We start from the raw sequence: 12,365 nt of genomic DNA, 5'->3' as shown, positions 1-12,365 counted from the left end.
TTTGTTTAAATTTCGTATTCTGAATAAATGATATTTTGGGGCGTTAAGAAAACATCGTCACTTTTCATAAGTCTTAACGCCCTGTATTCCTCTTGGGATATTTCCACTTGGAAAATATTTCCGTCCTCGGATTTTGCATCAATCTTGACAATGGAACCTGCCGGGTTAATAAAAAGGATTTTCGCTTTTACCGAACTTTCCGAAACCACTTGCCGCGTTACAGAAAGCTGATGAGGACGAACGTACATCTTTTTGGATTTTCCGGAGCTTGAAGGACTGCCTTTTTCCGATCGAGCATGAAAGATATTCACATTACCTAAGAAATTCAATACGAAAACCGATGCGGGATTATGATAAACCTCTTCGGGGCTGCCGACTTGTTCAATGGTTCCTTTATTCATCACCACGATCTTATCGGCGACTTCCAGGGCTTCTTCTTGATCATGGGTAACAAAAAGAGTTGTAATGTGAAGATCGTCGTGAAAGCGCCTAAGCCATTGACGAAGTTCTTTGCGCACCTGCGCGTCCAAAGACCCGAAGGGTTCGTCTAAAAGTAAAACCTTCGGTTCGATCGCCAACGCCCTGGCCAAGGCAATCCTTTGACGCTGTCCGCCGGAAAGCTGAGACGGATAGCGCGCCGCCACCCACTCGAGCTGAACCAGCCTTAAAAGTTCCAAAACTTTCTCTTTGATCTGGTCTTCAGTCGGGCGAACCGCTTTTGGCTTAACCCTTAACCCAAACGCGATATTATCAAAAACAGTCATGTGACGAAAAAGCGCATAATGCTGGAACACAAAACCGACACTGCGGTCTTTTGCCTTTTTCTCTTTTGTGTCTTCCCCATGAAAAAGAATATCGCCTTTATCCGCCGCTTCTAACCCTGCAATGATACGAAGCAATGTTGTTTTTCCTGAACCCGATGGTCCCAAAAGCGCGATAAGCTCACCCGTTTCAACTTTTAGGTTAATGTCATTAATGGCTGTAAACGAGCCAAAGTTTTTGGTGATCTGCTTAACTTCAATGCTCATAATGATCCATCCGTTCTGACCGCCGCTTTTAATTCCGCCCGATATTTAAATTCAACAATAGATTTTAAAACAAGCGTTACCAGCGCCAACATCGCTAACAAAGAAGCCGCCGCGAAAGCCGCGGTAAAATTATATTCATTGTAGAGAATTTCGATGTGAAGCGGTAATGTATTGGTTTGCCCGCGGATATGCCCGGAGACAACCGAAACAGCACCAAATTCTCCCATGGCCCGCGCGTTTGACAAAATAACACCGTAGAGAAGCCCCCACTTGATATTAGGTAAAGTCACCCGCCAAAATGTTTGAAATCCGCTCGCACCCAAAGTCATGGCCGCCTCTTCTTCTTCGCTGCCTTGAGCTTTCATAACGGGAATAAGTTCTCGCGCCACCATGGGAAACGTCACAAAGATCGTCGCTAAAATAATGGCCGGAACGGCAAAGATAATTCGTATTCCATGCTGAATGAACCAAGGGCCGAATATTCCCTGAGCGCCAAACAAAAGGATAAAGATCAAACCCGAAATAACCGGTGAAACGGACAGCGGCAGATCAATGAGTGTGATCAAAAGATTTTTTCCCGGAAAATTAAATTTCGCGATCGCCCAAGATGCCGCGATCCCAAAGATCAAATTGAGCGGAACGGCAATAAGCGCCGTAATAACCGTCAACCGAACAGCCGCTAAACCCACCGGATCATTAAGCGCTTTTAAATAAACCACAATTCCTTTAGAAAAAGCGTTCATGAAAACCGTCAAAAGAGGCAGAAAAATAAATAGCGCTAAATACGCTAAAGCCGCCGCGATCAATAAACGCCGAATTAATGGATTTTCGCCTCGTGTCATATCAACTCATTCCAATTCTTTTAGAAAATACCCATTGCAAAAAATTCGTAAATGCCAGAAGCGCGAACGAAACGATCAACATCACCACCGCGATCGCCGCCGCCCCGCTGTAATCGTATTGCTCCAGCTTTGTAATAATTAAAAGTGGCGCTATCTCTGTTTTGCCGGGCATATTTCCAGCGATAAAAATAACCGAACCATACTCACCGATAGCCCTGGCAAAAGCCAATGTAAATCCCGTGATCAACGCCGGCAAAGCATTTGGAAAAATAACTTTAGCAAAAGTTTGCCAGCGATTCGCGCCAAGGCTCGCGGCCGCATCTTCCAATTCGGCATCTAGGTCTTGTAAGACCGGTTCAACGGTTCTAACGACAAACGGCAATCCAATGAAAATGAGCGCTAACGTGATCCCTAGAAAGTTATAGGCGGACGGAATTCCCCAGGCGTATAAATATTTTCCAACCCATCCGTTTTGAGAATAAAGCGATGCCAGCGTTATCCCGGCTACCGCCGTCGGCAAAGCAAACGGAAAATCGACTAAAGCATCAACGATTTTCTTGCCCGGAAAACTGTAGCGCGCCAAAACCCAGGCAATAAGAAATCCAAAAACCAGATTAACCAGCCCGGCAATAAAACTCGCCAAGAAGCTTAAGCGGTAAGACGCCAGTGTCCGAGGAGATGTTACAGCGCTCCAGAAATCTCCCCAGCCCATTGTCGACGTTCTCAAAAAAAGCGTCGACAATGGGATGAGGACAATAAGGCTTAAATAAAAAACCGTATATCCTAAAGAAAGATGAAACCCGGGTAGTGTTGACTTTTGCTTTAGGATTTTAAACATAATTAATTTCCATAAATTTGATCAAAAACTCCCTTGTCGGCAAAATGCGTCTTTTGTGCTTTTTGCCAACCACCGAAAACTTCATCGATCGTAAACAAGCTAATTTCGGGAAACTGACCAGAGTATTTCTTGGCTACTGATTCCAGGCGCGGCCGAAAATAATGCTTCGCGGCTATTTCCTGCCCTTGCTCGGTATAAAGAAATTTCAAATATTCCTCGGCAACTTTTCGTGTTCCATGCCTGTCCGCGTTTCGATCAACTAGCGTTACGGGCGGTTCGGCTAAAATACTGAACGATGGAATAATGATCTCAAATTTCTCCGGGCCTAATTCCTTGATCGCCAGAAAGGCTTCATTTTCCCAAGAAATATAAACATCACCTATTCCTCTTTCAACAAATGTTGTTGTTGAGCCTCGCGCTCCGGAATCAAGAACAGGCACATTTTTATAAAGCGAAGTTACAAATTCTTTCGCCTTCCCCTCATCATTATCCCATTTCTTCAAAGCATAACCCCAGGCCGCCAAATAATTCCAGCGCGCTCCACCGGATGTTTTTGGATTTGGCGTAATCACCGAAACTCCAGGCTTAACAAGATCATCCCAATCTTTTATGTTTTTCGGATTTCCCTTCCGTACCAAAAATACGATCGTTGACGTATAGGGCGAGCTATTATCCGGTAAACGAGATTGCCAGTTTCCTGGAAAAAGCCCCGCCTTTTCTGAAATAGAATCAATGTCATAGGCTAAAGCAAGTGTCACAACATCCGCTTCCAGCCCGTCAATAACCGCGCGTGCCTGTTTTCCCGCTCCACCATGCGATTGATTAACAACAACATCTTCGCCTGTTTTGTCTTTCCAATATTGCGCAAAAACTTGGTTATAATCTTCGTACAGTTCACGCGTAGGATCGTAAGAAACGTTGAGCAATCTAACGCTCTTGCCGGCCGCAAAAGACGTTGTGGCAAGCAAGACTATAAGGGATAGAGGCAATATTGTTTTTGAGAAAGCACTTGCATTCATAAGAACTCCAATCATTACTAACATTATAAACAATGTAATGATACAATCAAAACCGATTTTGTCAAGAATTATTTTAGAGAATTTAGGCGGCTATCTTTTTGTGTAATTTATCGACGATCTTAGCACTGCCGGAAGGCATGGGAAACTGCTGGAATTGCGAGCTACTCACCCACTTATGCGTAGAATCACCCCGCGGAAAAGCTTCTGGATGGCATAAGAAAACATGTAGACGAACTCGAAATTGCGTATAAAAATGCGCAACCTTAAAAAGATACTTTGTTGAGCGAACGGATAAACTTAGCTCCTCTTTCATCTCGCGGATCAAAGCGATCGAGGGAGTTTCCCCCTTTTCGATCTTTCCTCCTGGAAATTCCCAAAGGTCAGCCAAAAGACCTTTGGAGGGCCGTTTTTGAATAAAATATTTATCTCCTCGCTTGATAATGGCCACGGCGACATCGATCTTTTTAATGTTTTTCAATTTTGGAGTCGGAATGATTTCCTGAATTCCTTTTTTATAGGCGCGACATTGCTCTTTGACCGGACAGACATTGCACAAAACCTCTTTTGAGCGGCAAACTAAAGCTCCCAATTCCATTAAAGCCTGATTAAAGATGTTCATTTCACGCTGAGGCATAATTTCTTCTAAAAACCTAAGGATCTTTTTATCATGAGAAGTATCCGCAAAACCTTTCAAAGCTAATTGCCGCATGATAACTCGGCGGACATTAGCATCAATAATAGGAAAGCGTTTATTAAACGCAATGCTTAAAACAGCTCCGGTTGTATATGGGCCGAATCCCGGGAGACTGCGCAATTGATCGTAAGTATCCGGGATTCGGCCTTTAAATTTTTCGCAAATTATCTTAGCTGTCTTATGAATATTTCTCGCGCGAGAATAGTATCCCAGCCCCTGCCAGGATTTTAATATTTTCTGCAAAGATGCCTTGGCAACATCTTCCACGGAAGGAAATTCTTTGATCCAGCGCTTATAATAAGGAATAACCGCATTAACGACTGTTTGTTGCAACATGATCTCAGAAATCCAGATCTTGTACGGATCAGATGTGTGACGCCACGGCAGATCTCGAGATTCTTTTTTGTACCAAGAGATGAGGCGTTTAGAAAATTCCAACTGAGTTTTCATATGGACTTTATTCGCGGGGTTTGCTTGCCTTGTGGAGGATTTCTAGAAATAAATCTGGAATTCTAGGATGTTGGCCAACGGGAGATGTTATTTGAAAAACAACACCTGGATGACGCTTCTTTGCGCTTTTCACAATTCCGGAAATATCGCGTAAAACATGTTTTCCGGAATTTAGAAAATTGAGCAGAATAACGATGCGGCTTGCGCCTTTTTCAACGCACAGATCGATTCCCTTAGGAATGGACGGTTTGTTAATCTCCAAAAATGCATAACAAAGGATCGGAAATTTACTTTTTTTCTTGAGTTTTCGAGCGAGCGCAACAACTTCCCGCTTTGCTTGGGAAGAAAAACTACCGTGCGTTACTAAAAGAATGGCTTTCATTTTACTTTGTAATTACTTTTAAAGGATACGGTGAGATAGAGATTTTTGCAAAATTTCCAAAGGAAAGAGGAAGACTAATGTGGGCGCCATCAATGAAGATCTTTCCGAGTCTCATTCTCGATTTAATGATGATCGGAGATTTTATGGCCACAACGCCTCCCCTCAGGCGATATTTCACATTATTACTTCTTAATAGTTCACGAGCCAAATATTGAACGCGTTTATCAGTGCGCGCAAGCGGCTTACCTCCCGCCGAATAAATTGCGCCCGTCGATCCAATCGCTGTTGAAACCCAAACTCCCGAGCCCCGCTGTTCTTCGGTGGCGCCATTAACCGTAATGTAATACCGGCTTAACGCCGCCGGGCTTTCATGGCAGACTAAAACATCATTGAGAACTTCTATCTTTGTTTTTGGATTATCACTTAATTCAAGTTGAAGCCGGTTTAAATTCTTGATCTTCGCTTTTCCATTCAACATCCTCAGAAAAACAAACTTGAAATCTTTTGCCGTTGCGCAAGAAAAACGCCCCACGCTTCTTTTAGGATCAGAGTTTACTCCGAGCATGATCTGCTTTCGCACATGCCGTGCCGCTTCCAGAAATGTCCCGTCGCCTCCGATCGTAATAACCAAATCATACTTCGAATAATTGACCGAAGATCCTCGGGAGCACTTCTGATAAGGTAATTTCAATCTTTTTAAGATCGCCTCAACCGCTTTAAGAGTCTTGTAGTGTTGAAGGTGGGCATCTTTAAACCGCTTGAGCTCCTTTTGGTCAAACAAATACTGCTTTCCGAAATAGGAGCTTGAGCGACTTAAAAAATAATTTCGATAAACGCTATTTTTATAGAAAAGTAGTATGTTTCGCACGGTTGAAACGGTCTCCTGTAAGCCTCGTGCCTATTATATACGAAAATATTCTTCCGTAAAGGCTGATCGATCGCCTTAGGCACGCAAGATGAAAGAAGTTTTCTTCTCTAAGTCTCCCACGGAAGAGAAAATATAGTCTGCTTCGTTTAGAAACGAACGCGGCAAAGATGTTTCAATGGCAATGCAGCGCAACCGCGCGGCTTTCGCCGAACGTATTCCAAAAGGCGCGTTCTCAACAACAACAGCATCAGCTGGCTTAATATTTAAAAGTTTTAAAGCCCTTTGGAACGGTTCCGGATGCGGCTTGCCTTCTTTCACATCGCTTCCGGTTATCATCACATTGAACAGCTTGCTTAAATGAACGGGAAGTATTTTAACAACTTCATGCCGGGCCGTCCCGGTCACTAACGCCAAAAGAAAATTATGCCGATAAAGATCTTTTAAGAATTTTCGGGAGCCTTTTATAAAGCGTACCCGCACAATTTTCTTAAATAATTTTTCTTTTCTCTTTAAGATATTCGTTGCCTGCTGACGACTCACCGATTTTCCATGCGCGGCAAATATTTCCCTCACGCTATCAATTCCCCTTTGCCCTTCCCGACGGTAAACATCTTCGTGACTGACATGAATACCTTCCTGGGCAAAGATTATTTTCCATGCTTTAAAGTGATCCGGCATAGTATCGGTAATCACCCCATCCATGTCAAAAATAACAACTTTTGTCTTAATGATGATTTTTTTCATTTTTTTAAAACCTAAGAAAATAAAATAGCCCATAATAAATATGGGCTAAGTGAAGGCCATAAAACATTTAAACTTCTACGGCAACATCATCGCCATTTAAAACAATTCTATATGTCGCAACACCTTCAAAAGCCGGCGCTTCCAAGGCCGCGCCATTGGTTAAGCTGAATTTTGCCCCATGCCAAGGACAGGTAACAACCTCCCCCTCGCAAGAGCCTTCGGATAAAGACGCTCCGGCATGAGTACACTCATCGCCGATCGCGTAATATTTCCCACCGACATTAAAAACGGCAACCTTTTTTCCTTCTATGTCAACCGATATAGATTTACCGATCGGAATATCGCTTTTCTTACCAATAATAATTGTTTTGCTCATAACCTTCCTCCACTTATCATTAAGGAATAATTAGAACTTTTCCTGTTGTTTTACGCCCTTCCAGCATTTTGTGCGCTTCGCTAATTTGCTCAAAAGAAAATTCACGGCTAATATGCACATTAAGCTGGCCTTTTAATACCCAATCAAAAACTTGCCCTGCCCGCGCACGCAATTCTTGTGTTGTCTCAATGTATGAATTCATACCGGGCCTCGTCACAAACAATGACCCTTTACGGTTCAAAATCCCTAAATCCATCGGAGGAACAACGCCGCTTGCTTGGCCAAATAAAACCATCATGCCGCGCGGCTTTAGGCAATCTAAACTTTTTTCGAAAGTCGCCTTACCTACGCCGTCATAAACGACATTAACACCAATACCTTTTGTTATTTGTTTTACTTCGGGAACAAAGTCTGCCTTTGAATACAAGATCACGTGATCGCATCCGGCGTCTTTGGCCAGTTTCGCTTTTTCCTCGGTCGAAACCGTTCCGATAACTTTTGCGCCCAACAACTTGGCAATCTGGCAAAGTAAAAGCCCAACGCCTCCGGCCGCCGCATGGACAAGGCAGACATCGCCCTTTTTTAGCGGAAAGGTTGACATTGTCAGATATTGCGCCGTAATTCCCTGAACCATCATCGCCGCTGCTTTTTTGAGAGGAATTTTTTTCGGAACTTTTACCAGGCGGCTTTCGGGAACAATGCTGCGTTTTGCATACGATCCTAGAATGCCAACGTACGCAACGAAATCATTAACTTTAAAATCTTTGACCTCTTTACCTATCGCGACAACAACTCCGGCGCCTTCAAAGCCAAGCGTTGTCGGAAGCGGGATCGGGTAGATCCCTTCGCGAAAGTAGACATCGATAAAATTCAACCCGCTAGCCGTAATTTCGACTAAAACATCTTTGGGCCCAACAACGGGATCCGGAATTTCTTCCACCGTCAAAACTTCCGGGCCACCGGTTTTATGGATTCGAATTGCTTTCATCATTTCCTAAATTAATTTTATTTTTAATGAATCCAAGAGCGGCTTAAGAAATACGCAGTAGCAGAAATACCGGCAGAACAAGGGATCGTCAATATCCAGGCCCAAATAATGCGTCCGGCAACACCCCAACGGACAGCGCTTAAACGTTTCAATGATCCAATGCCCATAATTGAACCGGTAATGGTATGTGTCGTGCTGACCGGAATACCAAATGATGAAGCAGTAAAAAGAGTAATAGCAGCCCCTGTTTCGGCACAAAAACCGTCAACCGGCTTTAATTTTGCGACCTTTTGCCCCATGGTTTTAACAATTCTCCAACCACCAAACATAGTTCCCATTGAAATAGCTCCATAACACAAAAGCGCAACCCACATCGGAACATAGAATTTATCTCCCAGAAGGCCGGCGCTAAACAAAAGGCTTGCGATAATTCCCATGGTCTTCTGCGCATCGTTTCCGCCATGCCCAATACTATAAAGAGCAGCTGAAAATAATTGCCCTTTACGAAATAAGTGATCAACCCTGGTCGGGTTACTGCGCCGAAACAGCCAATAAACCAAAATACCGATACTTAAACCAAGAATAAGCCCGGCAATCGGTGAAACAAAAATAAATACGACTGTTTTTTGGATCCCTTTCATGACAAGCGCCGATGATCCCGCTTTAACCAAGCCAGCACCGATCATTCCTCCGATAAGAGCGTGCGAAGAACTCGTTGGAAGCCCAAAATACCATGTGATGATATTCCAAATACAAGCTCCCATAAGCGTCGAAAAAATTATCGCCTTATCAACAATGGCGATATCAATGATTCCTTTCCCTATCGTATTAGCCACATGGACACCAAAGAAAAGAAACGCAACGAAATTAAAGAAAGCTGCCCACATAACGGCAAATTTGGGCGACAAAACCCTGGTCGAGACAACCGTCGCGATGGAATTGGCGGAATCATGAAAACCGTTCAAAAAATCAAATGCCAACGCTAAGGCAATAAGCAAAAGGATCTCAGGTGTCATAGTTTAGGCCTGCTTAACGAGGATCGATTCAACAACATGAGCAACATCTTCGCAAATATCCAAAAGGGTTTCAGAATCCTCGTAAATTTCTTTCCATTTAATAACCGCAATGGGGTCATTTTTTTGAGTTTCAAACAATTCCGCCAAAACTTTATCTCTCATCGCGTCACCAACATTTTCCAAACGATGAACTTCAACGCACGATTCTAAAGCGACTTTGGATTTTTTGCTATTACGTAGCGCCTTAACTGCCGCGGAAATACCGGAAACTGAGTCTTTAATAACCCTAGAAAATTCAACGAGATTTTTATCAACACCAGAGATCTTATAAACAACCAGGCGATTGACAATGGTATTCATCATGTCAATGATATCGTCTATCTCCTTAGTTAGGGCATAAATGTCTTCACGGTCAAAGGGAGTGATAAAAGTCTTATTGAGCTGTTCGATGATCGCATGAGCGCAATCATCACCCTGATGCTCCAGGATCTGAATTCGCTTAAGCGCTGCTTCGTCGAATTTTCCTCCCTTAACAAGATCGGAGAAATAATCGGAAGCCTCGACCGCATAACCAACCTGGCGTTCAAACATATCAAAAAAATTGAATTCTTGAGGAATAAAATTAAACAACATTTCGCTCTCCTTGGATGATGGTTCCCTGATTTTAAAAACACCACATTATAACGATTTATTTTTGAATTGGAAAGTTATTAAATCAGTCGGCATATTAAAATTGAAGTCTTTTATTTTTTATCGGCCGTTTGTTTTTTGTCGAACAATGCGCTCTGCAGTCAATTCTTTCTGCAAAAGACGCCAAATCGTATCCTCGTCGGCCGCCTGCAAAAGAACCTCTCTAACTTCAACACGACTCATCATTTTTGCGATGAGCGTTAAGATCTGTACCTGGAATTCGTCGTCAGCCCGAGGCGTAAGAATTAAAAAGATGAATTGTGTCGGTTTTCCGTCCGGAGAGTTCCATTCTATTCCTGACACCGAACGCCCAAAGGCAATAATGGGCCGCTTTAAAAGCGGTAAGCGCGCGTGCGGAATAGCAACTCCTTCTTCAATGGCCGTTCCCATATTATTTTCACGCGCCATAACCATGCCGTAAAGATTTTCCGCATCCAAGAAACTTTCTTGATCAGCGGTGATCCGGCAAATCTCTTCAATAGCGCGGCTGCGTTCGATCGATTTTAAATTAGAAACAATGGCGCGAGGCGAGAAATATTCCAACGCGCTGACTTCCCTGCGGCGTTTAACCGAGAAACTAAGCCACGGACCAACCAAAAGCGAGGAAATAACAGCCGCAAAAACAACAGCCACGAACACAGGAGCCGTGATCAGCTGATGCTTCAATGCAAACGCGGCAATAACAATTTCCATGGCACCACCCGGAATATGAGCAATAGCTACCGATAAGCGATTAGCGGTTGAAAGCTGTGTCAACATAACACCAAAATAGGCGCCCAAAAATCGCCCGACGATCCCAACGCCGCTTACAAACAAAATCAAATAGATATCAAAGTTGGCAATGAAATCAACCTTCAAACCAATGCTGGCAAAGAATAAGGGGACAAAAATAGCATAAACCATTTGCGAAATAACTTGCCGCGTTTTCTCTGAAAGCGCCCGCGCCTGGCCCGCCATGATCCCGGCAATGAAAAACCCAAACAATGCGTGAATTCCCAGCTTTTGTGTAATAGCACCGACAAGTAATCCCAATAGGCAAATAAAGGTAAGTGACGTGCCCGGTTCGGGCATATTTTTTTCTTTGATCTTGGAAATAACGGTATTGGCAAAATTCCTGCCGGCGGTTAAACAAAATACGGTAAAGCCGATCGTTATAACAAAAATCAAGATAACCCGATAAATCTCAAGATTAGATTGCGTGAAAAGCCCCAAGACGAGCGTAAAAACTAACCATCCAATAATGTCATTAACGGAGAGCGCGGAAATAATAAGAAAGCCTAAGTCGGTTTTCGTAAGATGCAGATCATGCAAAACTCTTACCGCAACCGGCATGGCGCTGATGGTCATGACCGTTGCCATAAAAAGATTAAATGTTAAGCGACGTTCGGGATCGGCAAGGTATTTATCGGAAAGGTAAAAACACAAGGTAAATGAGATCGCCATCGGAATGATCGTATCGGCGAGGGCGATCTTTAGGGCATTTCCACGATGACGCCACGCACTGGAGAAATCCGTCTCTAGCCCTGCCTCAAGAAGCAGGAAAAGAACTCCAAGCCAGGAAATGGTTTCCAACATACCTTCTTGGATCGGATCAGCAGGAAAAAGAGATTGATGCAGTGCAGGAAGGAAGCGGCCGAAAATCGTCGGCCCGAGGATGATACCAACGAGAATTTCAGCCGTAATAGGAGGCTGTTTCCAAAAGCGCGACAACTCGCCAAGCCCGCGCGCAAAACCGAGCAAAAGAAAAACTTGAACTAGAAAAATAAAGATGTTTTGCTCGGTCAAGTAGTGCATAGACAAAAGATGTGCAGCAAAGGATTTAAAACGTGTTCAAAGCTATTTATTTAATAGAGACCATGTCTTTTTTCCCACAACACCGTCAGGATTAAGATCATTGGCCGCTTGGAAGGCTTTAACCGCTTCTTTGGTTTGCGGGCCCATTTTTCCGTCAATGTTCCCGGAATAATGTCCGGCATTTTTTAAAGCTGCCTGGACGTCGCTGACCGAAACGCCTTCAACGCGAATATTTTTGTGCGTTGTTTTTGGCGCAGCAACCACGCTCGCTTCTTGAGTTTTAACGAGCTCTGATTCAAGCCCCTGAACTTGCTGATGTGTCTTATCCAATTCAGACTCAAGATAGGTAATTCGATCTTGAAGCTGCTGCATTTGTGACTCTTGAGCTTTTTGTGTTGTTGCGCACCCTGCCAGAAATAGAACAGCAACAGCCATTAAACCTATAACTCTTTGCATTCTCTCCTCCTGTTTAGTTATCTTAAGCACCTAAAAACCCTAATGTTAAACATTATTATACACATTTTCTGAATATTTCCAGAAAATCTTGAACTTTTCCCGCTTCAATTAACACAAAATACAATTGCTCCCTAAATGAATACGCCCTATCAGCTTTTCTAATAGGGCGTATCCTTCAAA

General features: G+C 43.4%; 14 protein-coding genes. All 14 read right to left on the bottom strand.

Going from position 1 to position 12,365, the window contains the following annotated elements; genetic code table 11:
- Positions 1 to 5 precede the first annotated feature (5 nt).
- On the bottom strand, positions 6 to 1,028 hold the full coding sequence (locus WC676_05105) for a sulfate ABC transporter ATP-binding protein (GenBank protein ID MFA5059985.1): 1,023 nt from the start codon (positions 1,026 to 1,028) through the stop codon (positions 6 to 8).
- Entirely contained in the window at positions 1,025 to 1,870 is an 846-nt protein-coding gene (gene cysW / locus WC676_05100; GenBank protein MFA5059984.1) for a sulfate ABC transporter permease subunit CysW, read from the bottom strand. The genes WC676_05105 and cysW overlap by 4 nt, the downstream gene beginning before the upstream one ends.
- Position 1,871: 1 nt before the next feature.
- Positions 1,872 to 2,708: a sulfate ABC transporter permease subunit CysT gene (gene cysT / locus WC676_05095; GenBank protein MFA5059983.1), complete on the bottom strand. Its 837-nt coding sequence runs from the start codon at positions 2,706 to 2,708 to the stop codon at positions 1,872 to 1,874.
- A gap of 2 nt (positions 2,709 to 2,710) precedes the next feature.
- Entirely contained in the window at positions 2,711 to 3,727 is a 1,017-nt protein-coding gene (locus WC676_05090; protein ID MFA5059982.1) for a sulfate ABC transporter substrate-binding protein, read from the bottom strand.
- Between the two features lie 82 nt (positions 3,728 to 3,809).
- On the bottom strand, positions 3,810 to 4,871 hold the full coding sequence (gene mutY, locus WC676_05085) for an A/G-specific adenine glycosylase (GenBank protein ID MFA5059981.1): 1,062 nt from the start codon (positions 4,869 to 4,871) through the stop codon (positions 3,810 to 3,812).
- Positions 4,872 to 4,878: 7 nt separating this feature from the next.
- Positions 4,879 to 5,253 (bottom strand): CbiX/SirB N-terminal domain-containing protein, encoded by a 375-nt coding sequence (locus WC676_05080; protein MFA5059980.1) that lies wholly within the window; start codon positions 5,251 to 5,253, stop codon positions 4,879 to 4,881.
- Position 5,254: 1 nt separating this feature from the next.
- Positions 5,255 to 6,034 carry an NAD(+)/NADH kinase gene (locus WC676_05075; protein ID MFA5059979.1) on the bottom strand — a complete coding sequence of 260 codons (780 nt, stop codon included), beginning with the start codon at positions 6,032 to 6,034 and terminating at the stop codon, positions 5,255 to 5,257.
- Between the two features lie 162 nt (positions 6,035 to 6,196).
- Complete coding sequence (locus tag WC676_05070; GenBank protein MFA5059978.1) at positions 6,197 to 6,865, bottom strand: HAD family phosphatase; 669 nt, start codon at positions 6,863 to 6,865, stop codon at positions 6,197 to 6,199.
- 67 nt (positions 6,866 to 6,932) lie between these two features.
- On the bottom strand, positions 6,933 to 7,241 hold the full coding sequence (locus WC676_05065; protein ID MFA5059977.1) for a non-heme iron oxygenase ferredoxin subunit: 309 nt from the start codon (positions 7,239 to 7,241) through the stop codon (positions 6,933 to 6,935).
- Between the two features lie 19 nt (positions 7,242 to 7,260).
- Positions 7,261 to 8,232, bottom strand: coding sequence for a quinone oxidoreductase (locus WC676_05060; protein ID MFA5059976.1), 972 nt, complete (start codon positions 8,230 to 8,232; stop codon positions 7,261 to 7,263).
- A gap of 20 nt (positions 8,233 to 8,252) precedes the next feature.
- Positions 8,253 to 9,245, bottom strand: coding sequence for an inorganic phosphate transporter (locus WC676_05055; protein ID MFA5059975.1), 993 nt, complete (start codon positions 9,243 to 9,245; stop codon positions 8,253 to 8,255).
- Positions 9,246 to 9,248: 3 nt separating this feature from the next.
- Positions 9,249 to 9,878, bottom strand: coding sequence for a DUF47 family protein (locus tag WC676_05050; GenBank protein MFA5059974.1), 630 nt, complete (start codon positions 9,876 to 9,878; stop codon positions 9,249 to 9,251).
- A gap of 117 nt (positions 9,879 to 9,995) precedes the next feature.
- Positions 9,996 to 11,729 carry a cation:proton antiporter gene (locus tag WC676_05045; GenBank protein ID MFA5059973.1) on the bottom strand — a complete coding sequence of 578 codons (1,734 nt, stop codon included), beginning with the start codon at positions 11,727 to 11,729 and terminating at the stop codon, positions 9,996 to 9,998.
- Between the two features lie 42 nt (positions 11,730 to 11,771).
- Positions 11,772 to 12,185, bottom strand: a complete 414-nt coding sequence (locus WC676_05040) for a peptidoglycan-binding protein (GenBank protein ID MFA5059972.1) — start codon at positions 12,183 to 12,185, stop codon at positions 11,772 to 11,774.
- Positions 12,186 to 12,365 lie beyond the last annotated feature (180 nt).

This window comes from Candidatus Omnitrophota bacterium (assembly GCA_041649175.1).
Lineage (GTDB): Bacteria > Omnitrophota > Gorgyraeia > Zapsychrales > JBAZNR01 > JBAZNR01.
The sequence above is the reverse complement of the archived record's forward strand: the minus strand, read 5'-3'. Positions and strand labels throughout refer to the sequence as shown.

Excerpts from the sequence above, each read along its gene's own strand:
- WC676_05105 (MFA5059985.1), bottom strand. The coding sequence starts at position 1,028 with ATGAGCATTGAAGTTAAGCAGATCACCAAAAACTTTGGCTCGTTTACA.
- cysW (MFA5059984.1), bottom strand. The coding sequence starts at position 1,870 with ATGACACGAGGCGAAAATCCATTAATTCGGCGTTTATTGATCGCGGCG.
- cysT (MFA5059983.1), bottom strand. The coding sequence starts at position 2,708 with ATGTTTAAAATCCTAAAGCAAAAGTCAACACTACCCGGGTTTCATCTT.
- WC676_05090 (MFA5059982.1), bottom strand. The coding sequence starts at position 3,727 with ATGAATGCAAGTGCTTTCTCAAAAACAATATTGCCTCTATCCCTTATA.
- mutY (MFA5059981.1), bottom strand. The coding sequence starts at position 4,871 with ATGAAAACTCAGTTGGAATTTTCTAAACGCCTCATCTCTTGGTACAAA.
- WC676_05080 (MFA5059980.1), bottom strand. The coding sequence starts at position 5,253 with ATGAAAGCCATTCTTTTAGTAACGCACGGTAGTTTTTCTTCCCAAGCA.
- WC676_05070 (MFA5059978.1), bottom strand. The coding sequence starts at position 6,865 with ATGAAAAAAATCATCATTAAGACAAAAGTTGTTATTTTTGACATGGAT.
- WC676_05065 (MFA5059977.1), bottom strand. The coding sequence starts at position 7,241 with ATGAGCAAAACAATTATTATTGGTAAGAAAAGCGATATTCCGATCGGT.
- WC676_05060 (MFA5059976.1), bottom strand. The coding sequence starts at position 8,232 with ATGATGAAAGCAATTCGAATCCATAAAACCGGTGGCCCGGAAGTTTTG.
- WC676_05055 (MFA5059975.1), bottom strand. The coding sequence starts at position 9,245 with ATGACACCTGAGATCCTTTTGCTTATTGCCTTAGCGTTGGCATTTGAT.
- WC676_05050 (MFA5059974.1), bottom strand. The coding sequence starts at position 9,878 with ATGTTGTTTAATTTTATTCCTCAAGAATTCAATTTTTTTGATATGTTT.
- WC676_05045 (MFA5059973.1), bottom strand. The coding sequence starts at position 11,729 with ATGCACTACTTGACCGAGCAAAACATCTTTATTTTTCTAGTTCAAGTT.
- WC676_05040 (MFA5059972.1), bottom strand. The coding sequence starts at position 12,185 with ATGCAAAGAGTTATAGGTTTAATGGCTGTTGCTGTTCTATTTCTGGCA.